22 protein-coding genes and 2 pseudogenes are annotated in these 23,474 nt (G+C 68.5%); 16 read left to right on the forward strand and 8 right to left on the reverse strand.

Translation table 11 applies throughout. From position 1 onward, the window contains the following. Positions 1–219: 219 nt before the first annotated feature. Positions 220–1,089: an RNA polymerase factor sigma-32 gene (locus ACYVO7_RS22315; protein WP_406855157.1), complete on the forward strand. Its 870-nt coding sequence runs from the start codon at positions 220–222 to the stop codon at positions 1,087–1,089. A 104-nt stretch (positions 1,090–1,193) separates the two neighbouring features. Here ACYVO7_RS22315 and ACYVO7_RS22320 read toward each other — a convergent pair whose 3' ends face one another. Both ACYVO7_RS22320 and ACYVO7_RS22325 read right to left on the reverse strand, forming a co-directional pair. Next, the gene (locus tag ACYVO7_RS22320; protein WP_460451978.1) at positions 1,194–2,639 is read right to left on the reverse strand and encodes a M48 family metalloprotease; all 1,446 of its coding nucleotides are present in this window, start codon (positions 2,637–2,639) and stop codon (positions 1,194–1,196) included. 149 nt (positions 2,640–2,788) lie between these two features. Beyond that, positions 2,789–3,541, reverse strand: coding sequence for a thermonuclease family protein (locus ACYVO7_RS22325; RefSeq protein ID WP_460451979.1), 753 nt, complete (start codon positions 3,539–3,541; stop codon positions 2,789–2,791). Between the two features lie 225 nt (positions 3,542–3,766). Here ACYVO7_RS22325 and ACYVO7_RS22330 point away from each other — a divergent pair, with 225 nt between their 5' ends. The 4 genes from ACYVO7_RS22330 (at position 3,767) to ACYVO7_RS22345 (ending at position 6,930) form a co-directional block, all read left to right on the forward strand. Continuing rightward, positions 3,767–3,997: a hypothetical protein gene (locus ACYVO7_RS22330; protein WP_460451980.1), complete on the forward strand. Its 231-nt coding sequence runs from the start codon at positions 3,767–3,769 to the stop codon at positions 3,995–3,997. Positions 3,998–4,078: 81 nt separating this feature from the next. Then, positions 4,079–4,573, forward strand: a complete 495-nt coding sequence (locus ACYVO7_RS22335; RefSeq protein WP_460451981.1) for a YciE/YciF ferroxidase family protein — start codon at positions 4,079–4,081, stop codon at positions 4,571–4,573. A 153-nt stretch (positions 4,574–4,726) separates the two neighbouring features. Beyond that, a complete protein-coding gene (locus ACYVO7_RS22340) occupies positions 4,727–5,746 on the forward strand; it encodes an LLM class flavin-dependent oxidoreductase (RefSeq protein ID WP_460451982.1) in 1,020 nt (339 codons plus the stop codon). Between the two features lie 194 nt (positions 5,747–5,940). Further along, on the forward strand, positions 5,941–6,930 hold the full coding sequence (locus ACYVO7_RS22345; protein ID WP_460451983.1) for a DMT family transporter: 990 nt from the start codon (positions 5,941–5,943) through the stop codon (positions 6,928–6,930). Positions 6,931–7,003: 73 nt separating this feature from the next. Here ACYVO7_RS22345 and arsC read toward each other — a convergent pair. The 3 genes and pseudogenes from arsC to ACYVO7_RS22360 all read right to left on the reverse strand — a co-directional run bounded on the left by arsC (position 7,004) and on the right by ACYVO7_RS22360 (position 8,448). Further along, positions 7,004–7,410 (reverse strand): annotated as a pseudogene (gene arsC, locus ACYVO7_RS22350) (arsenate reductase (glutaredoxin)). Then, the gene (locus tag ACYVO7_RS22355) at positions 7,407–8,108 is read right to left on the reverse strand and encodes an aquaporin (protein ID WP_460451984.1); all 702 of its coding nucleotides are present in this window, start codon (positions 8,106–8,108) and stop codon (positions 7,407–7,409) included. Before ACYVO7_RS22355 ends, arsC begins: the two are co-directional and overlap by 4 nt. Position 8,109: 1 nt before the next feature. Further along, on the reverse strand, positions 8,110–8,448 hold the full coding sequence (locus tag ACYVO7_RS22360; protein ID WP_460452002.1) for an ArsR/SmtB family transcription factor: 339 nt from the start codon (positions 8,446–8,448) through the stop codon (positions 8,110–8,112). Positions 8,449–8,797: 349 nt separating this feature from the next. Between ACYVO7_RS22360 and ACYVO7_RS22365 the strand changes: the two genes are divergently transcribed. The 11 genes from ACYVO7_RS22365 (at position 8,798) to ACYVO7_RS22415 (ending at position 20,436) form a co-directional block, all read left to right on the forward strand. Then, positions 8,798–9,214 (forward strand): hypothetical protein, encoded by a 417-nt coding sequence (locus ACYVO7_RS22365; RefSeq protein WP_460451985.1) that lies wholly within the window; start codon positions 8,798–8,800, stop codon positions 9,212–9,214. Positions 9,215–9,353: 139 nt separating this feature from the next. Then, positions 9,354–9,605, forward strand: a complete 252-nt coding sequence (locus ACYVO7_RS22370; protein WP_460451986.1) for a hypothetical protein — start codon at positions 9,354–9,356, stop codon at positions 9,603–9,605. A gap of 1 nt (position 9,606) precedes the next feature. Then, on the forward strand, positions 9,607–11,064 hold the full coding sequence (locus ACYVO7_RS22375; RefSeq protein ID WP_460451987.1) for a TolC family protein: 1,458 nt from the start codon (positions 9,607–9,609) through the stop codon (positions 11,062–11,064). Positions 11,065–11,080: 16 nt separating this feature from the next. Further along, positions 11,081–12,496 (forward strand): multicopper oxidase family protein, encoded by a 1,416-nt coding sequence (locus ACYVO7_RS22380; protein WP_460451988.1) that lies wholly within the window; start codon positions 11,081–11,083, stop codon positions 12,494–12,496. Between the two features lie 20 nt (positions 12,497–12,516). Continuing rightward, positions 12,517–12,999 (forward strand): cupredoxin domain-containing protein, encoded by a 483-nt coding sequence (locus ACYVO7_RS22385; protein WP_460451989.1) that lies wholly within the window; start codon positions 12,517–12,519, stop codon positions 12,997–12,999. Positions 13,000–13,067: 68 nt separating this feature from the next. Then, on the forward strand, positions 13,068–13,736 hold the full coding sequence (locus ACYVO7_RS22390; protein ID WP_460451990.1) for a copper-binding protein: 669 nt from the start codon (positions 13,068–13,070) through the stop codon (positions 13,734–13,736). Between the two features lie 79 nt (positions 13,737–13,815). Continuing rightward, complete coding sequence (locus tag ACYVO7_RS22395) at positions 13,816–15,588, forward strand: DUF3141 domain-containing protein (RefSeq protein ID WP_460451991.1); 1,773 nt, start codon at positions 13,816–13,818, stop codon at positions 15,586–15,588. A 7-nt stretch (positions 15,589–15,595) separates the two neighbouring features. Then, complete coding sequence (locus ACYVO7_RS22400; RefSeq protein WP_460451992.1) at positions 15,596–17,974, forward strand: heavy metal translocating P-type ATPase; 2,379 nt, start codon at positions 15,596–15,598, stop codon at positions 17,972–17,974. Between the two features lie 566 nt (positions 17,975–18,540). Continuing rightward, positions 18,541–19,149: a hypothetical protein gene (locus ACYVO7_RS22405; RefSeq protein WP_460451993.1), complete on the forward strand. Its 609-nt coding sequence runs from the start codon at positions 18,541–18,543 to the stop codon at positions 19,147–19,149. Positions 19,150–19,360: 211 nt separating this feature from the next. After that, positions 19,361–19,657 (forward strand): hypothetical protein, encoded by a 297-nt coding sequence (locus tag ACYVO7_RS22410; protein WP_460451994.1) that lies wholly within the window; start codon positions 19,361–19,363, stop codon positions 19,655–19,657. Positions 19,658–19,953: 296 nt separating this feature from the next. Next, a complete protein-coding gene (locus ACYVO7_RS22415) occupies positions 19,954–20,436 on the forward strand; it encodes a DUF411 domain-containing protein (protein WP_460451995.1) in 483 nt (160 codons plus the stop codon). A gap of 612 nt (positions 20,437–21,048) precedes the next feature. On the opposite strand, the gene ACYVO7_RS22420 is transcribed toward ACYVO7_RS22415, so the two are convergent. The 3 genes and pseudogenes from ACYVO7_RS22420 to ACYVO7_RS22430 form a co-directional block, all read right to left on the reverse strand. Continuing rightward, complete coding sequence (locus ACYVO7_RS22420; RefSeq protein ID WP_460451996.1) at positions 21,049–21,504, reverse strand: MarR family winged helix-turn-helix transcriptional regulator; 456 nt, start codon at positions 21,502–21,504, stop codon at positions 21,049–21,051. Between the two features lie 627 nt (positions 21,505–22,131). Further along, complete coding sequence (locus ACYVO7_RS22425; RefSeq protein ID WP_460451997.1) at positions 22,132–22,521, reverse strand: DUF1330 domain-containing protein; 390 nt, start codon at positions 22,519–22,521, stop codon at positions 22,132–22,134. 288 nt (positions 22,522–22,809) lie between these two features. Then, positions 22,810–23,474: pseudogene (locus ACYVO7_RS22430) on the reverse strand (methyltransferase); the annotation flags it as partial.

Consider the following 23,474-nt stretch of genomic DNA (forward strand, 5'->3'; position numbering starts at 1 on the left):
CCCTTCTTGTCACAGGTCCCATTTGGGACCAGCGCGTGACGGAAGCCAACGCGCTTGGAGGCCCTTTCGGGTTCCCGGGTGATCTGGCCGGTTCACAAATGCGTAGAAACACAGAGCGCCTCCCCCGGAGCCAGGGCTGGCTCGGGCCTGGAGAGCGCGTCGGCGAAATCGGGTTGCCTCAACCGGGCAGGCGGCCTTTGCGCAATGACGGAGGCCGGCATGGGTGAGATCGCGGGCGTGAGGCGAACCTTCGTCAGGGCCGCCATGAACGCTCCCTTCCTGAGCAGGGAAGAGGAGCACGGGCTGGCCGTGGCCTGGAAAGACCAGCGCGACCAGGTCGCCCTGCACAAGCTCGCTTCGGCCCATATGCGCCTCGTGATCGCTATCGCGGCGCGCTTCCGGCACTACGGCCTGCCCATGGCGGACCTGATCCAGGAGGGCCATGTGGGCCTGCTGGAAGCGGGGGCCAGGTTCGAGCCCGAGCGCGAGGTGCGCTTCTCCACCTACGCGACATGGTGGATCCGGGCGTCGATCCAGGACTACATCCTGCGCAACTGGTCCATCGTCCGCGGCGGCACCAGCTCGGCGCAAAAAGCGCTGTTCTTCAATCTGCGCCGCCTGCGCGCCAAGCTGTCGCAGTCGGCCGCCGGCGACGCCAGCATCGACGTGCATCAGGAAATCGCGACGGCGGTGGGGGTGTCCCGCAGCGACGTCGCCCTCATGGAGGCCCGCCTGTCGGGCTCGGACATGTCGCTGAACGCTCCGCTCACCGAAAGCGAGTCCGGCGCGGCCGAGCGGGTCGACTTCCTGGTCGACGGCGCTCCCCTCCCGGACGAGGCGGTGGGCGAAGCGATCGACTCCGAGCGCCGGGTCAAGTGGCTGCGTTCCGCCCTGACGGTGCTCTCCGAGCGCGAGCTGAACATCCTGCGGGCCCGCCGGCTGTCGGAGGAAGGCGCCACGCTGGAGTCGCTCGGCGACCGGCTCGGAATCTCCAAGGAGCGGGTGCGCCAGATCGAGAGCCGGGCCATCGAGAAGCTGAAGCGCGCGCTCCTGGAGCGCCACCCCGAACCCGGATCAGTTCTGGTCTAGAGCGTGCTGCGAAAAGGTGGAAACCGGCTTTTCGCGCCAAAGCATGCGACCATCAGGAAACGAGCGCATGCTGTGTTTCCGTCGAAACACGGCATGTGCTCGTCCTACTCCACGATGATCTTGTAGGTCGCGCCCTCGCGGACGGGACCGTTCCGGTCGATGCCGTTCAGGAGCTGGAACCGCTCGACCGGACGGTCCGTCGCCATCCGGGTCGCGAGGGTCTCGACCGTGTCGCCCTGACGCGCCACCACCAGCCCGACCCGCAGCGGCTTGACGGCCGCGGCTTCCTCGTTGGCCATCACGTGAAAGCTTTCGATCGCCTGGCGGAACGCCCGGTCGGACTCGGGCGTGTAGTTCTTGGCGGCCAGGATGAACCGATAGGTCGCCTGGCCGACCTGCACGGCCGCGAGCCGGAAGGTCCACTCGTCGCCCTTGGCCACCGCCGTCACGGCCGGCAGTCCGTTGACGTTCAGGGTCTCCACCGCCCCCACCTCGACGCCCTCGATCCATCCCGACGCGATGTAGCTTTCCAAGGTGGCGCCGTCCGGCATCTTGACGCTGTCGAAGCGCATCGCCTGCGCGCCGCCGGGCGCCAGGCCCAGCACGGCCGAGGCCGAATTCTCCAGCATGAAGTTGGCCGGCGCGGCGTAGGCGAAGCCGAGCTGCGGGTGCATGAAGCGGTTCCCCCGCACCACCCCCTCGGCCGGGTCGTCACCGAAGGTCATGCCCTCGATGGATTTGAGGTAGCGATCCCGATCGTTCTCCCCGATGCCCGGCGCCCGGATCTGGCGCGCGGCGGAGAGGGCCTGCGCCACCCTCTCGGGAGTCGAGGGATGCGTGGAGAGGAAATTGGGGCTCTGGTTGGATTTCTCGCCCAAGAGGGTGGCGCGCATCGCCGACTGGCGGCCCAGCGAGGCCAGGAAGCGGGCGGCCCCGAACGGGTCGAACCCCGCCTTGGCGATGGTCCTGACGCCGATCTGGTCGGCCTCGAGCTCCTGCGCCCGCGAGAAGCTCGCCAGCGTGATCTTGCCGCGCGCCTGCACCTGCTGCTCGGCGGCGCTGTCGTTCAGGACTTCCGCCACGACCCGGCTGACGATCTCGGACCGACGCTCGAGTTCGGCGCGCTGGATGGCGTGGCTCAGGGTGACGTGCGCCACCTCGTGGGCCATCACGGCGGCCACTTCGGAGGTGTCGTTCGCCAGCGCAAGAAGCCCGCGGGTGACGTAGAGATTGCCGTTGGGCAGCGCGAAGGCGTTCACCACCGGGGAGTTCAGGATGGTCACCTGATATTGCTGGTCGGGCCGCTCCGTCGCGGCCGCCACGCGGCGCATCACGTCGTTGAGCAGGCGCTCGGCCACCGGGGCGCGGTAGTCCCCGCCGAAGCTCGACACCAGCTTCTTGTGCTCGCGAGAGCCGAGGGGCTCCACGCCGGTGACGCGAGGGGCCGAGGCCGGCACGCTGGGCGCCGTGCCCGCGCCAAACCCGATCCGGTCGGAGGCGCATCCGGCGACGAGGCCCGCGACCACGATCGCGGCGAGACGCGCGCGCACGGACGGCGCGCCGAAACGGGCGCGCTGCGGTCCGCGAGCGACGTCCCCTTTGCTCACCATCTCGCCAGAAACACCCGCCGTCGATGCCGCACCAACACACCCGATTTTCGTCCGGCCGCGGCCGGGTTTGGCGAAGGTCGAGATCCCGGTCAGTCGAGACGCTCAATGTCCTCCGGCGCGGACGCCTCGATCAACGGTCCGCCGCTGTCCATCACGACGCCGCGCACGCGGACGCGCCGGCCCTTCAGCGTGGACCACCTCATGCCCGATGCCTCGAGTCTGTTCAAGGTCCGTTTCGAAACCGTGACCGTGAAGTCCTCGCTCCAGACCTCGCCGAAATTGAGATAGGCCTTCGTCTTGCGCTCGGTCGCGCCGAGAACGCGCCCTTCCACCACCACGTAGCGGCCGACATTCTCCAGGATGGCGGCGGGCGCCTCGGCGCTGAGATGGGCCTCCCCGTCCAGCCACAGGCCGCGCCGCGCCGTCCGGGCTTCGGCTTCCGCCGCCAGCACCGCCGCCGCGCAACCCGAGGGAAGATCTCCGGCCTTGGCCACCGCGAGCCCGGCCCTGGCGAGCGCCGCGGCGAGATCATCGCCCGATCCCTCGCGCCCGATCAGGGCGGGCATGCGCCCCCACCGGTCCGGCCGGCCCGCGACGGGCGAGATCCGGAACGGCCCGCTCGCGGCGAAGGCCGCCAGCAGGCTGCGCTGCGCCTCCGCCAGGCCGGGCTTGGACGGGTCCGCAACGACGATTCCGGCGGGCGTCCAAGTCTCCCCGTCAGGCGTCTCCAGATCGCCCGCGGCATTGAGGGCGAGGCGATCGACGTTCCGGGCCCCGGAGATCCGGCATCCGGAGTTCTGCGCGAAGGCGGCCGCGGCCGGGCCGAGGAGAACGAACGCCACGACGGCGCAGCCCGTGAGGCTGCCTCGGCGCAGGCCGGGTCGGGCGGTCGGGTCGCGTGTGTTCACGCACAACCTTACCAACCCTCAAGATGCGATCAATGGCGAAAGGCCCGGCTCGGACGCGTGGCGATCGTTAGCCGATGGTCAAGGTTTGACGCTCATCTTGAATCAAACCTGAGAACAAAAGCCTGAATGGCGCATTGAGAGCCGAAAGGAGAACGGCCCATGGAACGAGAGGCGCAACTGGGATCGGGCGCGGCTGAACCGCTCGGCATCCAGCAAGTCGCTCCGTCTCACGACGATTCACCCTTCAGCCGCGTCGGCCGCGGTTTGAGAGGCGAGTTGGGCCGTGTGCTCGTGGACCCCATTCCGGCCGCCTGGCACGGGCTGCTGCACCAGTTGGGAGAGGCCGAAGAACGCCATCTCGGCGAGGCTCACACGGGCCCGAAGGTCTGAATGGAGCGACCGGCGACGGCGGGGAACCCTGGGGGCGAACGATGGTTGTGAGACCACCAACCAACAGCCGGGAGACCCACCATGGCGGCCAAGCAGAAAACGATGGACGACCTCTTCCTCGAGACCCTGAAGGACATCTACTACGCTGAGAAGCAGATCCTCAGGAACCTGCCCAAGATGGCCAAGGCGGCCAAGACCAGCGAACTGAAACAGGCCTTCGAGCAGCACCGCGACGAGACCGAGCACCAGGTCGAGCGCCTCGACCAGATTTTCGAGATGCTGGGCAAGCCCGCGCGCGGGAAGACCTGCCAGGCCATCGTCGGCATCGTCGAGGAGAGCCAGGAGGTCATGGAGGACTTCAAGGACTCCGACGCGCTGGACGCCGGCATCCTGGCCGCCGCGCAGGCCGTGGAGCACTACGAGATTTCCCGTTACGGCACGCTCAAGACCTGGGCTGCGCAGCTCGGCATGAACGACGCCGTCAAGCTCCTGGACGAGACTCTCCAGGAGGAGAAGAAGACCGACGCCCTGCTGAGCAAGCTGGCCGACCAGGCCGTCAACCGCAAGGCCGCCTGAGGCCCTCGCCTCCGGCCCACGCCGCCGCGACGCTCGCCCGACAGGGCGGGCGCCGCGCCGTGCGCCCGCTCCGCCGGGCTGCGTTGCGCCAGCCGGGCTTGAAGCGCGGGCCCTGCGCATCACTTGCAGGAGACGCCAGCGCCGGAGCGTGCCATGCCGCCCCTTTCCATCCTCGATCTCTCCTTCGTGACGTCCGGATCCACCTGTGGACAGGCGTTGCGCAACACCATCGATCTCGCCGCCATGGCCGACCGCATCGGCTTCACGCGGTTCTGGGTCGCCGAGCACCACAACCTGCCCTCGGTGGCCAGCCCGGCGCCCGAAATCATGATCGGCCAGATCGGCGCCGCCACCCGGCGGATCCGCATCGGCTCGGGCGGGGTGATGCTGCCCAACCACGCTCCCCTGATGGTGGCGGAGCGCTTCCGCATGCTGGAGGCGCTGTTTCCGGGGCGCATCGACCTTGGAATCGGCCGCGCGCCCGGGACGGACCCGGTCACGTCCTACGCGCTGAGGCGCTGGCAGGGCGACCCGCAGGTCGACGATTTTCCGCAGCGCCTGGAGGAGTTGATGGCCTTCGGCGCCGACGCCTTCCCGCCCAACCACCCCTTCAGCAAGATCAAGGCGATGCCCGCCGACGTCCCGCTGCCGCCGATCCTCATGCTGGGTTCGAGCGATTTCGGCGGCAAGCTCGCGGCCCGCCTCGGGCTCGGCTTCGCCTTCGCGCACCACTTCGCCAGCCACGACGCGGGCGACGCGCTGTTGACCTACCGCGCCCGCTTCACGCCGGGCGCGCTGGACAGGCCGCACGCCATCCTGGCGACGGCCGCGATCTGCGCGGAGACGGACGAGGAGGCCCAGCGGCTGGCCTCCAGCGCCGACCTCAGCGCGCTGCGCCGCGCCCGCGGCGTCTACGGCCCGCTTCCCAGCCCCGAAGAGGCGGCAGCCCAGTCCTACGACGCCCAGGATCTCGCCTTCATCCGCCGCAACCGGGCGCGTCTCTTCGTCGGCGCGGCGGACGCCGTTCGGGACGCCCTCATGGACCTGGCCCGATCGGTCCAGGCGGACGAGGTGATGATCACCTCCGCGGTGCACGACCACGAGGCGCGCAAGCGGTCCTTCGCGCTGCTCGCGAAGTCCTTCGGGCTCACGACCCAGGCTGAAGCGGCCTGATCTTGAGCTTTCGGAAAGTCTTGCGCCCGCAATGCGGCGGCGCACACCTCAGGCGGCCGGTTTGCGACAAAGTCGAGGCGGTCGGATCGAAACGATCCTGCAACATTGCATAGCTATGGTTCGAACATAGCGCTTCTGATTCCGGTCCCGGGGGCGCAACAGTTCAGGACCGCCCAGAACACGCGAGCCCCGCCGTGAGTCCCCCGCCTGTGATCGCCGACGCCGCCGTCGAGCCCCGCCTCGTCGCTCCTTCGTCCGCCCCCCTCGTCAAGGCGCACGCCGCCCGCGCGAATGGGGCCGCCGTCGGCGACAACGCCTTCCTGGGCATCGGCTTCATCATCGCCTCGACGGTGTTCTTCGCCGGCTCGGACGTGGCCGCCAAGCTGCTCACCCACACGATCCCGCCGGTCGAGATCGCGTGGATGCGCTATGTGGTGTTCTGCCTGATGGTGCTTCCGGCCGTCGCGTGGACAGGCGGCCGCCGCGGCCTGGCGACGACCCGCCTGCCGATGCAGATCCTGCGCGCGCTCGGGATGGTGAGCTCGGCCGTGGTGTTCATGGTGGCGCTGGGGCATCTGCCGGTGGCCGAGGCCACCGCCATCAATTTCGTGTCGCCGATCTTCATCACCGCGCTCTCCATTCCTCTGCTGGGCGAGAAGGTAGGCCTGCGCCGCTGGATCGCGGCGGCGGTGGGCCTCGCGGGCGTGCTGATCGTGGTCCAGCCGGGTGGGGCCTCCTTCCAGCTCGCCGCGCTGCTGCCGGCCGTCTCGGCCGCCATCTGGGCCTGCTCGGCCATCCTGACCCGCCTGATGAGCAGCGAGAAGCCCGAGGTCACCCTGGCCTGGTCGGCCATCGTCGGCTTCGTGGCGCTCACGGTCGCGGTCCCCTATGCGTGGGTGACGCCCAACGCGATGGAGCTCTGGTACGGCCTGATCATGGGCGTCGGCTCCACCATCGGGCATTGGCTACTCGTGCTCGGCTATCGCCGCGCCGGCGCCTCCCTGCTCGCGCCCTTCTCCTACACGCAGCTCGTCTGGGCCAGCGGCCTCGGCTTCCTGGTGTTCGGCGCGATCCCGGGGCTCTGGACCCTGGTGGGCGGAGCCGTCATCGCCGCCAGCGGCCTCTACACGGCTCACCGCGAGCGCGTCCGCGCCCAGATGGAGCGAAGCGCCAAGGCGGCGTGAGCCGGCGTTCTCGGCGCATGCAGCGACGTGGCGGCGGCGGATCGGCGCCCCTGGCGGACGCCGTCCGCTCGAGCTAGAGCCTCACCTTCTCGCCGTCTTCCTTGGTGAAGCTCTCAGGCTTCCGGTCCAGCAGGTCCAGGACAGCTTCCGAGGGTCGGGAGACCTTCACACCCTTGGGCGTGACGACGATGGGCCTGTTCACCAGGATCGGGTGCTGGACCATCGCACTCAGGATCTGGTCGTCGGTCGCGTCCGGGGCAACAGCCCCAAATCGGCGGCCGGCGCGCCCTTCTCGCGCAGGATGTCGCGTGGGCGAGCGTTCATGGCCGCGAGCAGCTCCTCCAGCTGAGCGCGTGTCCAGCCCGCCTGGAGATAATCGACGATGGTGGGCTCGTATCCCGCCGCCCGGATCAGGCCAAGCGTGTTGCGGGACGTGCCGCAGGCCGGGTTGTGATAGATCGTGATCGGAAAAGCGGTCATGCGGAGCGCTCCTGTGCGAACAGCCAGCCGCAAAGCGCCGTCGCAGCGCCGGCGCCCGCGAGCTGGGCGATGATGAAAGCCGGCGCGGACGAAGGCGCGATGCCGGCGAAGGTATCGCTCAAGCAGCGAGCGATCGTCACGGCCGGGTTGGCGAAAGAGGTCGAGGCCGTGAACCAGTAGGCCGACGTGACGTAGAGGCCGACGACGAACGGGGTCGCCTCGGGCCGGAAGCGGAGCGAGCCGAGGATCGCGGCGATCAGACCGAAGGTCGCGACCGCCTCGGAGAACGCCTGCGCCGGACCTTCTCGGAGCTTGGCGGAGACCTGGACGACAGCCTCTCCGAACATCAGGTGCGCCACCCAGACGCCGAGGACGGCGCCGATCGCCTGGACGGCGACATAGGCGAGAGCCGTCCCGGCTCGAAGTTCGCGCCGAGCGGCGAAGACCAGCGTGACCGCGGGGTTGAAGTGCGCCCCCGACAACGGGCCGAACATGGTGATCAGCACCACCAGGCCGGCGCCGGTCGCAAGCGTGTTGCCCAGCAGCGCGATTGCGACGTTCCCGCCCGCGAGGCGCTCCCCCATGATGCCCGAACCGATGACAATTGCGAGCAGCAGCGCCGCGCCGAGCGCTTCGGCGACAAGGCGGCGCGGCAGGTCGAAGGGCTGGAGCGGCGGCTCAAGGCTTGGCGAGGGCATGTCAGCAGCACGCGGCGCGATTGACGATCTCGGCCAGCGGCGCGCAGATCGCGGCGGAGCCCTGACAGCAGTCCTCCGTCAGGAAGCCGAGCAGCTCCGCCATGCGCTCGAAGGCCGCCGTGTAGATGATCGATCGTCCATCCCGTCTGGACGCGATCAGGCCAGCATGCCCGAGCACGTTGAGGTTGGCCGACAGCGTGCTTGCCGGAACGCCGAGCCGCCTGGCGATCTCGCCGGCAGGCAGGCCCTCGCCGCCGGCCTGGACCAGCATCCGGAACACGTCGAGCCGGCCCTCATGGGCCAGGGCGGAAAGAGCGGCGACGGCGGATCTCACTTCCATACTTCCACGATAATGGAAATATAGTGCGCCGCCAACCCGCATAGCGATGTCTTCGCGCAGCTTCAGCGTGAGAGGGACAGCCCAGATTGTCTGGAGGACCACCGCGGACGGCCCTGCGGAGCAGAGGACGATTCCATGCCGCGAATGAGGAGGCGTCTAAGGGGGACGTCGTCGCCGGATGCAAGGTGGTGCCCCTGGCCGGAATCGGTCTCCATTATAACTACCTGTTTTGATACAATAAAAATGCAGAGATGATCTTTGGTCCCACATTTCGACCCACGTACTTCCTCCGCCTCCTTGCCGGATGCGCCCGATTGTGAAACACATTCGCGCTCACAGGAGCGTCGTTTTGCGCCTCAAGGCCGAGATCATCGCAATCCTGCTCGCTTTCGTCATGGCGTTGGCGCCCTTCGCCATGCCGCGGGCGATGGCGCATGAGGGGCATCGTTCGGCGCCCGCGGCGATCGCCGTCGAGGGCCACGAGGCCAAGGCGGGCCACGCGCATGCCCACCAGGTTGGCCGGGCCTTGGCCGGGCGCGGGGCGGCCTGCCACGCTGTCCCGACGGCGTGCGGCGACGCCCACGGCGACCGCTATGACGGAGCCCAGGGCTGCTGCGGAATGGGCCTTTGCCACGCCTTCCAGGTCAGCCCGGCTCTGTCCCTCGCTTCTCCGTCGGCCTCGTCCACGGTCCGGCTCCTGCCCAGGGACGAACAGGTCGAATCGTCGGCCCGAGGCGGCCTCGACCGCCCCCCGCGAACTGCTTGATCTAGGCGGCGGGCGCATGATCGCCCGCCTGAACCGGCGCGCCTACTCGACCGCGGCGTCCTGTCCTTGATCAGCCGGTCACATCCCGCAGCAACGGCCCTTGGGCCGCGCGACGATGTCGGCCGCGACGGAACTCACGATGAAAACGGTCACTCCCGTCGTCCTGGGACTGCTTGCGCCATTGGCGGGCTGCGTCGCCGAAACGTCACGCATGACGGGCGCGGCCGACCCTTCTCTCGGTCTGCGCCATTTCCGTTACGTGTCTGTGACGGCCGGCGTCCGCGGCTATGCGGTCGTCGAGCCCAAGGACTGGCGCGAGATGAACCGGGGCGTCGCCCCGGGCGCGCCGGAGCGCGGCGACGCCAACGACGACACCCGGCGGGCACGCTGACATGGCGCGTGGTCCCCAGCTCGCATCGCTTGCCCTCCTCTCCGGAATGCTGTCCGGCTGCGTCGGCCTCTCGCCTGACGGCGGTCTCTCGCCAGTCGCCGGCCTGACCCAGGCGGAGCTCGGCAAGGATGTCGTCAAGGTCGCCGACGACGCCTCCGCCGGCGAGGCCCAGCGCCGCGCCGAGGAGCTGCTGCGCCGGCCGCTCACGCCGGACAGCGCCGTCCAGGTGGCGCTGCTGAAGAACCGCGGCCTTCAGGCGTCCTTCAACGAGCTCGGCGTCTCCGAGGCGGCCTATGTGCAGGCCGCCCTGCCGCCGAGCCCCCGGATCTCGCTGTCGCGGATCGGCGGCGGGCTCGAGTTGGAGGTCGAGCGCCAGGTGCTGGTCGGCCTCTTCGACCTCCTCACGCTGCAGGCGCGCGCGGCGGTGGCGGAGCAGCGCTTCCGGGCGGCTCAGTTCCGCACCGCCGAGGCTGTGCTTCGCCTCGCCGCAGAGACGCGTCGCCAGTACTACCGCACGGTCGCCGCCAACCAACGCGTCGCCTTCATGCAGCAGGCGCTGGGGACGGCGGCCGCCGCCTCCGAGCTCGCCAAGCAGCTCGGCGAGACCGGCGGCCTCAACAAGCTGGAGCAGGCCCGCGAGCACGCTTTCTACCAGGAGCTCGGCGCCCAGCTCGCCCGGGCCCGCATCGACCAGCAGGTCGAGCGCGAGCGGCTGATCCGCCAGCTCGGAGTATGGGGCCCGGACATCAACTTCAGGCTTCCGTCCACCCTGCCGTCGCTCCCGCCCTCGGTCGCATCGGCTCGCGACATCGAAAAGCGCGCCCTGGAGAAGCGGGTCGATTTGCAGGCCCTGCGCCACGACCTCAACGCGACGGCGGGCCAGTACGGCCTCGCCAACGCCACCCGCTTCGTGTCGGACATCGAACTCCTGGGGCGGTCCACCTACGACCGGAGCAAGACCGTGGTCGAAGGCCCGGATGGCCCGAAGCTCGAACGCGACAAGGCCACCAAGCGGGGCCTGGAGGTCGAGTTCCAGATCCCCATCTTCGACTTCGGCGCCACAGGCGTCCGCAGCGCCGAGCAGACCTATATGGCGGCGGCCAATCGGCTCGCCGAACGGGCGGTCAATGCGCGGTCGGAGACGCGCGAGGCGTATCTGCGCTACCGCGGCCACTACGACCTGGCGCGGCAGTACCAGGGGCGTGTGCTGCCGCTGCAGAAGACTATCCAGGACCAGTCGCTGCTCCAGTACAGCGGCATGCTGGTCGATGTGACCACCCTGATCACCGACGCCCGCGCACGCATCCTCAGCAACGTCGACGCCATCAACGCGCGCCGTGACTACTGGATCGCGTCGACCGACCTCAAGGCCGCCCTCGTGGGCGGCGGGGTGAGCGGCGCCGACGCGGGCGGCGCGGCCGAGACGGCGTCGGCGGCTCCCGCCGCGGGCGGCCATTGAACACGAGGAGACCGACATGAACCTTTCGCGCAGAGGCCTGCTCGGCGCCGGGGGCGGCCTGGCCCTCGTCGGGGCGACGGCCATCAGCGGCCGCACGCAGGCGGCCGGCCTTCCAGAGGCGCCCACCATGGGCGAGGCCACGACCCAGCCGCCGCTGTCGCCTGCGAGCGGCCCCGACTACCAGCCCGTCGTCACCCTGAACGGCTGGACGCTGCCCTGGCGCCTGAACGGCGACTGGAAGGAGTTCCACCTCGTCGCCGAGCCCGTCGTGCGCGAACTCGCGCCGGGCATGAAGGCGCATCTATGGGGCTACAACGGCCAGTCGCCCGGCCCGACTATCGAGGCGGTCGAGGGGGACAAGGTCCGCATCTTCGTGACCAACAAGCTGCCGGAGAACACGGCCGTGCACTGGCACGGACAGCTGCTGCCCAACGGCATGGACGGCGTCGGCGGGTTGACCCAGCCCCATATCCCACCGGGCAAGACGTTCGTCTACGAGTTCATCCTGCAGAAGTCCGGCACCTTCATGTACCACCCGCACTCGGACGAGATGGTCCAGATGGCGATGGGCATGATGGGCTTCTTCGTGGTCCATCCCCGCGACCCGGCGTTCCGCCGCGTCGACCGCGACTTCGTGTTCCTTCTGAACGCCTTCGACATCGAGGCCGGCAGCTACGTGCCGAAGGTGAACACCATGACGGACTTCAACCTGTGGTGCTGGAACTCCCGGGTTTTCCCCGGCCTCGATCCGCTGGTTGTGCGCCAGGGCGATCGCGTGCGGGTGCGCTTCGGCAATCTCACCATGACCAACCACCCGATCCACATGCATGGACATGACTTCAAGGTCACCTGCACGGACGGGGGCTGGGTGCCGGAGGCGGCGGCCTGGCCGGAGGTGTCGATCGACTGCGCGGTGGGCCAGATGCGCGCCTTCGAGTTCGTCGCAGACCGGCCGGGCGACTGGGCGATCCACTGCCACAAGTCGCATCACACGATGAACGCCATGGGCCACAGCGTGAAGACTTATATCGGAGTCAATATGAAGAAGACCGCCCCGGCGCTGAAGAAGATCGCGCCCGGCTACATGCCGATGGGCGGCTCCGGCATGGGCGAGATGGGCTCCATGGAGATGCGGCTTCCCGACAACACGCTGCCCATGATGACAGGCTTCGCCCAGTTCGGGCCGGTGGAGATCGGCGGCATGTTCTCCGTCGTGAAGGTGCGCCCCGGGCTGGCCGCCGACGATTACCGCGACCCCGGCTGGTACAAGCACCCGGAGGGAACCGTCGCCTTCGAATGGAAAGGCGAGAAGCTCGCAGAGGCCCCGCGCGCGCCTGCATCCGACAGCGGCGTCCCGGCCGCGGAGTTCCACGCCGTCGATCCGCGCACCCGGCCCGCCAAGGCCGCGAGCGCCGGGCACGGAAACCACTGATCTACCCCGAGGAGAACTGCATGATCCTTCGTTTCATGACCACCGCCGCCGCCCTGGCCGTGTCCGCCGGGCTGGCGCTCGCCGGGCCCGGCGCGCCGGGTCACACGCACAGAAAATTCGAGGCCGGCGAACCGGGCGACCCGAAGAAGACCGTGGTGAAGACCGTGGAGGTCGGCATGCACGAGCATGCGGACGCCACCATGAAGTTCGTGCCTGACCGGATCGAGGTGAAGCGCGGCGAACAGGTGCGCTTTGTGCTCAAGAACCACGGCAAGGCGGACCACGAGTTCATGCTCGACAGCATCGAGCACAACGCCAGGCACAAGATCGCCATGGAGAAGAACCCGGACATGGAGCACGACGACCCGAACGGGAAGCGCCTCGCTCCGAACGGCTCCAACGAGATCGTCTGGCGTTTCACCAAGGCGGGCACCTTCGAGTACGCCTGCCTGATCCCCGGCCACTATGAGTCCGGCATGCACGGGCTCGTGGTCGTCAAATAGCCGAGACGGCGACGGAAGCAGGCCGGCCCGCTGGCGGGCGGCGTAACAAGGAAGAGCTCATGAAACGCATGCTCATCATGGCCGCGCTGGCCAGCGCCCTGGCGCCTACGGTCCTGCTCGCGCCCGCACCTGCCAACGCACAGGCGGCACGCGGCGCGGCGGCGTCGTTCGAACGCGTGCGCGAGGTGATGACGAACAGGGTCCGCGACACGCCGCTCGCCGGCGATCCGGACCATGACTTCGCAGCCCTTCTGCTGGCCCATCACGAGGACCTCGTGTTCCTCGCCCGCACGCAGCTGGAATATGGCGGGGACACACGCTTGCGCGAGATCGCCCAGAAAATCGCAGACGGCCAGCAGCGCGAGATCGCCGAGGTCAAGGACTGGCAAGTCCGAAATAAGCCGACGAACCTGCCCGCAGCCGCGCAGGCCGCCCCCGCCCCGGCCCTAGCCGCGCCGTCCCAGACCGCCCCGACCCGGGCGGCGGCGTCATCGCCGCCGCCCGCCACCGACCTGCCGACCGTCTCGGGCCGGGTCGAGAAGGTCGACCCTGCATCGGGCAAGATCACCATCGATCACCAGGCGATCCCGAACCTCGGGATGGATCCGATGACGATGGTGTTCCGCACGCCTGATCCAGCCGTGCTCAAGGGCGTGAAAGCTGGAGACAAGGTGCGCTTCCAGGCGGACCGGGTGAACGGTCAGATCTCCGTCGTGAAAATCCAGAAGGGGAAGTGAAACGGCCCCGGAATGCGCCAGCGCAAAGCGCGCCGAAGCGGATCCGGTGCAGGCTCCGGCCGAGAAGCAGGAGGACGCCATGGCAGTCGCGAAGCTCTCGGCAGAGGAAAAATCTGCGGCGCCTGAACCGCTCGTGCCGGCGAACGACGGCGAGCCTGCCGTCGGCGTCGAGAACCTGCTCGCCTACTCGTTGGACGTCGGCCGGCGCGCCGTCCTCTTCCTGGATACGCTGCGGCAGAGGGCCGAGAACATCGTCGCCCACGAGCGAGCCGGCAAGCCGCCGCTGCTCGACTTCGACTTCGAGGTGATCGCCGAGGCGCGCCACTTCGAGCGGCCGACCAACTACAGCCTGCTCAGGATCACACGGGTGGGCGAGGACTGCCTCGAAGACTGCGTCCAGCCCGGCCTGCGGCCCGTGGTCGTGTTCGATCCCCGCGCCGGCCACGGCCCCGGGATCGGCGGCTTCAAGCGCGAGAGTGAGGTCGGGCTGGCGCTGCGGGCCGGGCACCCGACCTACTTCGTCGCGTTCGCGCCGGAGCCCGTCGCCGGCCAGACCCTGCACGACGTACTCCGGACGCTGCGCCGCTTCGTGGAGGAGGTTGGACGCCGACACCCCGGCCAGCCGCCAGTGCTCTACGGCAACTGCCAAGCCGGCTGGGCCATCACCATCCTGGCGGCCGGCTGCCAGGGCCTCGTCGGGACGGCCGTGCTCAACGGCTCGCCCCTGTCCTACTGGGCCGGCGAGCCGGGCGTGAACCCGATGCGCACGGGCGCGGGCTTCACGGGTGGCATATGGACGGCGCACTTGCTGTCCGACCTGGGCGACGGCCGCTTCGATGGCGCGTGGCTGGTCCAGAACTTCGAGGCGCTCAAGCCGGAGGGCGTCTGGGCGAAGTACGCCGGCCTGTTCGAGAAGGGGCGGACCGAGCGCGAGCGCTTCCTGGAATTCGAACGGTGGTGGAACGGCTTCTACATGCTGGGACGGGACGAGATCTTGGCCATCACCGAGAACCTCTTCGTGGGCAACCGACTGGAGCAGGGCCTCGTGCGGCTGTGCAAGCATTGCAACGTGGACTTGCGCCGCATCCGCAACCCTCTGGTGATCTTCGCCTCCTATGGCGACAACATCACGCCGCCGGCGCAGGCGCTAGGGTGGATCCCCGTCGTCTATCCCACGACGGAGGCGCTGAAGGAGGCCAGCCAGCGGATCGTCTACCTGACCAACCCCCATGTCGGGCACCTCGGCATGTTCGTCTCGGCCAAGGTGGCGGACCGCGAGCACCGCGCCATCCTGGCCAGCGTCGAGCAGGTCGAGCTACTCGCTCCCGGGCTCTACGAGATGAAGCTCGCGCCCGCCGGCAAAGTCGGGTCGGCGCCCCGGGTCACCTTTGAGGAGCGGCGGGTCGAAGACGTCGCGCAGAGCTACCCGCGCGCCTCCTTTGAGCGGGTGCGCGACCTGTCCGAGGCCGCCGAGGCCTTCTACGCCACCTTCGTCAGCCCCTGGATCAGGGCCGCGGCCACGCCGTTCTCGGCGAGGCTGATGGAGGACCTTCATCCGATGCGCACGAGCCGCTTGGCCTTCGCCGAGGAGTACAATCCCTGGATGAGGCTCGTGCGCCGGTGGGCCGAGGCGGTGCCGCCTAGCGGGGACCTTCCTGAGGACAACCCGTTCCGGGCCGCCGAGCATGCGTGGCTAGCCGGCGTGGGCGCGGCCATCGACGCCGGCGGTCGCATCCGTGACGCCTGGGCCGAGCGGATCTTCGACGCCGCCTACGGCGGGCTCTCCGTCCCTGTTGACCTTGCCACGGTTAGAAGCCCCACAACGCCTGCCGACACCGCCGCTTCCGCGTGAGGACGCCATGAGCCACGACCACGCCGCGCACACCCACCACCACTCCCCGGGCCATGGGCATGACCACAATGTCCACGGCGTAGGGCCCGCTCCTGAGGGGATGGTCAAGGACCCGGTGTGCGGGATGGCCGTCGATCCGCACGCGACCAAGTTCCGCGCCGAGCACGCCGGCAAGCCCTATTACTTCTGCTCGGCCGGCTGCCAATCCAAGTTCAAGGCCGACCCCGGGACATACGTCACGCCGAGCGCCAAGGCGGCTGCGCCCGTGCCGGAAGGGACGATTTACACCTGCCCGATGCACCCGCAGATCCGCCAGGTCGGTCCGGGCTCCTGCCCGATCTGTGGCATGGCGCTGGAGCCCGTGGTGGCCGCCCCCGGCCAGCACGAGAACGCCGAACTTAAGGACATGACCCGTCGCTTCTGGGTGGGCCTCGTCCTGAGCCTGCCGGTGCTGGCGGTGGAGATGGGCGGCCACCTCACGGGGCTCGACCACGACGTCCCGCGTAGCGTCTCGAACTGGGTGCAGATGGCGCTGGCGACCCCCGTCGTGCTGTGGGCCGGCTGGCACTTCTTCGTGCGGGCCTGGGCCTCGCTGGTCAACCGCAGCCTGAACATGTTCACGCTGATCGCCATGGGAGTCGGCGTGGCGTGGGCCTACAGCATGGTCGCCGCGCTGGCGCCCGGCGTGTTCCCGCCGGCATTCCGTGGCCACGACGGCTCGGTCGCGGTGTACTTCGAGGCCGCAGCCGGGATCACGGTGCTGGTGCTGCTCGGGCAGGTGCTGGAGCTGCGGGCCCGCGAGAGCACCGGCGGCGCGATCCGGGCCCTGCTCGACCTCGCGCCCAAGACGGCGCGCCTGATCCGGCCGGACGGGAGCGAAGAAGAGGTCCAGCTCGACGCCGTCGAGGTCGGGGCGCGCCTGAGGGTGCGGCCGGGCGAAAAGGTCCCGGTGGACGGGGCCGTGGTGGAGGGCCGCAGCGCCGTGGATGAGTCGATGGTCACCGGCGAGTCCATGCCGGTCACCAAGGCCGTGGGCGACGCTGTGATCGGCGGAACCATGAACCAGTCGGGCGGGCTGGTTATCGAGGCCCGCAAGGTCGGGCGCGACACCATGCTGTCGCAGATCGTGCAGCTCGTGGCCGAGGCCCAGCGCAGCCGCGCGCCGATCCAGCGGCTCGCCGACCAGGTCTCCGGCCGGTTCGTCCCGGCGGTGATCGCCGTCGCCGTGCTGGCCTTCGTCGCCTGGGCGATCTGGGGGCCCGAGCCGCGCTTCGCCTTCGGACTCGTCGCAGCCGTGTCGGTGCTGATCATCGCCTGCCCCTGCGCGCTGGGCCTGGCCACGCCGATGTCGATCATGGTCGGCGTCGGACGAGGCGCCCAGGCCGGGGTGCTGATCAAGAACGCCGAGGCGTTGGAGCGCATGGAGAAGATCGACACGCTCGTTGTCGACAAGACCGGCACCCTGACCGAGGGCAAGCCGGCCGTTACGGCCATTATCCCGGCCGAGGGCTTCTCCGAATCAGATATCCTGGGCCTCGCCGCCACCGTGGAGCGGGCGAGCGAGCATCCGCTGGCGGTGGCCATCGTCGCCGCAGTTGACGCGAGGGGCATCGCCTTCGGCCAGCTCGCCGGCTTCGACTCCCCGACCGGCAAGGGCGCGTTGGGCACAGTGGGCGGCCACGCTGTTGTGCTCGGCAACGCCCGCTTTCTGGCAGAGAAGGGCGTCGATGTCGGGGCCCTCGCGGCTCGGGCGGACGAACTCCGCAAGGACGGCGCAACCGCCATTTTTGTCGGCGTCGACGGCAAGGGCGCGGGCATCCTGGCCATCGCCGACCCCGTCAAGGCGACCACGCCGGACGCCCTGAAGGCCCTGCGCGCGGAGGGCGTGCGCGTCGTCATGCTCACCGGCGACAACCGCACGACGGCGGAGGCCGTGGCGCGTCGGCTCGGCATCCCGGACGTCGAGGCCGAGGTCCTGCCTGAGCAGAAAAGCGCCGTCGTCGAGAGGCTGAAGCGCGAGGGCCGGGTCGTCGCCATGGCCGGCGACGGCGTCAATGACGCCCCGGCGCTAGCCGCCGCCGAGGTCGGCATCGCAATGGGCACCGGTACGGACGTGGCAATCGAGAGCGCCGGCGTGACGCTGCTCAAGGGCGACCTGACCAGCATCGTGCGGGCGAGGCGGCTCTCCGAGGCGGTTATGAGCAACATCCGCCAAAACCTGTTCTTCGCCTTCGTCTACAACGCTCTTGGCGTTCCGGTCGCGGCGGGCGCGCTCTACCCGGCCTTCGGGGTGCTGCTGTCGCCGATCATCGCAGCTGCCGCGATGGCGCTCTCCTCGGTGAGCGTGATCGGCAACGCCATAAGGCTCAGGGCCGTGCGGTTGTGAATCCGGCTGGTTTTCAGCCACGTTCACCTGTGATCCCGGCTCCTGAGCACAGGAGAACAACGCTCGACCCTTGCCCCGCATCGCGACTTAAGCCCCGGGCGCGTTTGACGCATCGCAATGCAGTCCGGGTGTTCTGGGCATCGAATGTCAACATGAGCGCCCGGCTGCTTCCCACCGGTCTACTGGCCCGCTTCGTTGCGGCGCGGGGTCTGCTCTTCCTTGTGCTGGCGTCCGCCGGTCCTGCGGCCGCGCATGGTTCAATTCCCGCCGATCCCTCGATACGGCTGCACCATGCTGAATCCTTGCGGATCCGGCCTTGGCGCCTGCCGCCGCCATGGCGCCCTGTCCATGCTGCGTGGCTGGCCCATGCTGCTGCGCGCTCGTCGGCGCGACAGCATCGGGGACGGCCGTCCTGATGGCCAGCCTCTCGCGTCCGCTGACCAACCCACGGTCGCTGCGGGGCGTCCAGTCTTCCCCCGGCGAGCGTCCCCCAAGATCCCCTCACGGTTGAGCCTAATCCGTCCGCGCTGCGCGGCGGCCCTTTCCCGTTGACGAGGACTTGAACTATGCGCATTGCAGCGATTCTTCTCACCATCGGCGCGCTCTCCGCGCCCGCCTACGCCCAGACGGGCGACGCCCAGGATCATTCCGCCCACCATCCGGCCGGCGAAGCGGCCGCCGCGCCTTCAACTGACGGCGCCGCGTCGCCGCCCGTATCGCCGGCACCGTCCGTTCGGGCGGAGGGCGGCGCGGGCGCATCGACTGCGATGGGCTGCCCGATGATGTCCGACATGATGCAGTCCATGATGAAGGGCATGGCCGGTGGCTCGGCGGCAGCCGGCACGGGGACGCCGGCTGGCATGGGAATGGGCTCCGGAATGGGTGGCATGGGTCCGGGCGGAGCGCGGGCCGCCGCCTCCGACCAGAGCCTCTCGGGCATCACCTACCGGGCCATCGCCCAACGCGCGGTGGCCGCCCTGCAGGCGAGCCCGGCCCGAAACGACGCCGAGTTCGCCCGCCTGGCCGTCGCCCTGGAGGAGGCGCTGGCCGACGCGGCCAATGCGGCCGCCGCCTTCTCGGACGACCCGGAGACCCGACGCCGGGCCCAGCAGCTAGCGGCTTCGCACCAGGACGGCCTCCAGGCGCTGCGGGCCTGGTCGGCGACAACCAAGTAGGAGACGCTCATGTCCGCCATGCCCTCTCCGAGCCACGGCAGGGGCGTCGCGACGGCGGAGGGCTGGTTTCATGGGAGCGTCGCCAAGGTCTCTCGAAAAGCCTGCCGAGACTCGGCGATTGGCTTGCGCTTTCCCACGATAGGCAGGTCAAGAACTTCTTGGCCGGGTAGGCCCCCAAGGGGAGGCGTCAGAAGCCTTCAAGGAGGGTGACATGACTACGTTGAACACGCGCCTGGAGGGCGCGCATTCCGCCCCACTAGGGAGGGTCAACTTGGTGGCGACAGGAGCCGCCCTGACCATTACCCTGGTGGGCCTGTTCGTGCTCTGCGAGTTGGCCGCCCTGGTGTGGCCGACCGCAGGGTTGGCGCACGGCTGGGTCCGCCTGTTCGCCAGTGAGCCGGACCACGTGATCCGCACCTTCGTCGAGGGCGTACTGGGCAGCATCGCCGGGGCGTGGGTGGCGACGCTGCTGTTCGTGCCGGCTTACAACCGGCTGGTTCGGCGTTGATGCTGCAGGCCGGGCGGCTTAGTCGCTGCCCGGCGCAGCGGCGGCGGGGTGGCCGCCATTCGTCCTCGGTAAGCGCCGCGTAAGCGTCGCGCGAGACCGGTCGCTTTGAGGCCAGACGGTCGCCCCTTTGATCTCCTGCTTCTTTCGCGTGTCAGGACCTCTTCTGGGCGACAGCCTGGCAAATCGCGATCGCGCCAGCCGTGTTCCCGTCCTGACGCCGCATAAACGCTCCTGTTAGAGTCGTCGACGCTAGCTGTAAACGCTGGGGCGCTCGCCACCCAACGTAAGGAAGTGAAATGAACACGACGAAGCATCCCGACCGCCGCGCCACGTTACTGATGTTGGCCGCCCCGTTGGCGCTCGCCGCCGCACCGACGCGGGCTGAAGCCTTGCCCAGGGTTTCGGTCATCAAGGACCCCGCCTGCTCGTGCTGCGGGGGCTGGGTTTCACATATGCGCCGTGCTGGGTTTCCGGTGGCCGTCACGGAGTCGCGTGACTTGCAGATGCTGAAGCAGCGCCTCGGCGTGCCCGACGATCTGGCGTCCTGCCACACCGGGCAGGTCGAGAGCTACGTGCTCGAAGGCCATGTCCCGCCGGAGGCGGTCAAGCGTCTCCTCGCCGAGCGTCCGGCCGGAAAGGGCTTAGCTGTTGCGGGGATGCCAGTCGGCTCGCCTGGGATGGAGGTCGCGGGCGCAGCGGCGGACGCCTATGACGTGATCCTATTCGGCGGCGAGAGCCCTAAGGTGTTCGCCCGCTACAGGGGCCCAAAAGCGCTCTGATCGGAGGGACTGCTGACGCGTGTTGGTAAATGGCCGCGGGGAGCTCAGACCAGCGCAGGCGCAGTCAGGCTACCCAGAGCAGACAGAAGCTCCAGCCACGGCGGCTGGAGGGCTTCGCCCCGCTTGCTGCGGATGGGGGATAGCGGATCTCGCAATCGAGGTCGGCCGTGATCAGTGAACAAGTGGAGCTGCTGCCGCTCACCTAAGGCGTTTCTGACATCAAAACCGGCGCTCCGTAAGCGAGATGGGAGCGTTCCGGCCATCTTTCGACGTAAGCAGTCGCCCTGAATTGCTTCGCCATGGCCGCCGAAACATCCTCCCTGGGTCGGCAGAGTGGTCGTGCCCCCCACCATTAGTCCAGCGAAGCCGGCGAGCTCGATCGAGTGCAGCCATCGAGCCCCAGCACAGAGTGGTTCGGCATGGGATCCCCCGAGCTGCCGCCTTCATGCAGGCCTCCCGACAGTAGTTCGCATCGGCCCGCCTGGTGCTTTCGAGCTCCCACCCACACCAGCGGCACAGCTACCCGTCCCGCCGCATTCGGAGAGCGATCGCATTCGCCCGCCGTTCCCGGAAGATACCGCCCCGCTGCAGCAATAATCGGCCTACCGGTGGTCAGGATACTTCCCTGCTTCGCCGTGACAACGCCGTTTGCAGCTCGTCCACCAACGTTTTGAGCTTCTGGACTTCAGCTTCGGATTTGCCGAGCGCACAGACGACATCTCCGCGAGCCGTCAGGGCCTCAGCCTGAATGCTCCAGCCGCGGTCGGTGAGCGTCACCAGCACCTGCCGCTCGTCGGCTGGATTGCGCCGCCGGATGACGAACCCTGACGTCTCAAGGCGCTTGAGGAGCGGCGTCAGCGTGCCAGAGTCGAGGCCAAGCCGCTCGCCAATGGCCGAGACGGTTAGGCCATTGGTCTCCCAGAGCACCATCAGCACGAGGTACTGGGTGTAGGTCAGGCCCACTCGGTCGAGAAACGGCTTGTAGGCGGCCGTGAAGGCCTGGGCGGTGGAGTAGACCGAGAAGCAGAGCTGATTGTCGAGCTTGAGGCGTTCGAATGAGTCAGGCATGCCATCGTACATAGAACGGGAGTGAAGCAAAATCAAATTGACATCTAATCAATTGCACGCAATTTGATTGCATGCAATTTACGAGATGAGCGATGGCGCTGCGCTTTGTACTTGGGCCCCCGTTAGCGGGCGTAGGATTGGTGGCCGGGTTCAAAGCCCTGGATTCTGGCTCGGCAACCGTCGCTCAACCGAAAGCGAAGCTGGCCGTCGTGAACAGCTCGGCGCCGGAGGTGTCGCCTGGAAGTCTGCGCAACGTCATGGTGCAGCCCGGCCTTCAGCCTGGTTCGGCCGTGCAAGCGCCGCCAGCTCTTCCGACCATCGGACCGCAGGCAGTGGCCCCGCTTCGGCCAGAACCGGGCCCAACGCCATCTCAGGCCCCGGCCACGGGATTGGGCTCCACCGGGACAAAAAAGTGGCCAAGGCTGATGCGAGGACGGGCGCGAGCGCTGACGAGTGGGCGTCCCAAGGCGTGCCGGGGAGCATCCTGATCGGGAAGCCGTTCACATCGGCCCAGATCACTGCTGCCGTGTCCCAATTGCTGGGCTCGGAAAGTTCAAATGGCCAAACCTCCGCACCGAGGCTTTGACAAGGCGCGCCGGCGCGGAGTGAGCTAGGTCTGGCGCAGCCCTACGGCTCGGTCTCGACAATGTAGCGGCGGATGGTTTTCGCCGTTTTCTCACCCTCGGGCGCGAGGTCTTTCCACGCCTTGGATTGGAAGAATGCCTGGGCTTCCTCGGCGCTGTCCCACTCCGTCATTGCCACGCTGACCGGAGGGGCCTCGCCCTCAGCGTGAAGAACTCTGCCTTTCAAGGTGCCCATGGAGCGCCCATGGGCGTCGGCCAGCGCCTTCCTGGCGGCCGCGAGATAAGCCGGCGATACCGTCGAGCCCGCAATCGGCACGATCTCGCCAATGCTGTAGGCCTTCAGTTTGGCCTGTGCGTGCAGGCCTTGGACGGCCAATCCGCCGAGAGCGACGCCAGCGAGCAGTGACAATGCGAGCGCGTACGGAGTCCTCATGGTTTCCTCCTGCTCAGTGCCGGTCATATTGGATCGCGACTACCGATCATAAGCTCTGTCATCGTTATTGTCGTGGTCAGGGTCGATCGCGGGTTGAACGGGCCATGCGGCCGGAGGCGGCGGGGTCATGGCCGCGCGAAGAGCGATGCACAACCGGTCCGGAACGGTCTGGCGAACATCCGCATCAACTCCGGACGGGGCCTCCTGGGCCCTGTCGGGTGGGAGTGATCGTGCTCCGCAGGCGGGACAGAGCCCGCCTGACCTTTCAAGGGGCATCCGGGCCGAAGCTCAGCATCCGGCGCCTGCGTGCGACGCTTCGAGGATATGGATCGGCGCCCCCGTAGGGATGATCCTCAAAAGCGACAGGCCGGCCTTCTCGAAGAGCGCCGCATACCCGTCTTTGCTCCGCTCTAGGCCACCCGTGACAGTGAGCATCGTGAGGTCGATGAGTTTGATCGTGGCGTAATCGTCCCCGAGCGGCACCAGGGTTTCGGCGACGAGAAGCCGCCCATGTGCCGGCAACACACGCCGAACCGCCTCGAGGATCGCGACCGATCTCTCGTCGTTCCAATCGTGGATGACCTTTTTTAGGATGTAGACGTCGGCTCCCTCCGGCACGCTCTCGAAGAAATCCCCCGTGACGAATGACGTTCGCGGGAGCGGGCCACCGACCCCTTTCTGTGCCTCGGCGACGCCGCTCGGAAGATCGAACAGGATGCCGCCGAGGTGTGGGTTGCGGCGAGAATATTCGAGAGGAGCCGGCCATGGCCGCCGCCGATGTCCGCCACTACGGAGAACGGCGAGAAGTCGTAGGCCGCGGCGACGGCTTCGTTCAACCCGCGTCCATAGGCGATCATGGCCGCTTGGAAGACCTCGGCCGCTTCGGGGTTCTGGCCGAGCCACGCGAAGCGCGGTTGCCCGAAGACCCGCTCGAAGGTCGGTTCACCAGTCTG

The sequence above is a fragment of the Alsobacter sp. SYSU BS001988 genome (genome assembly GCF_054796215.1).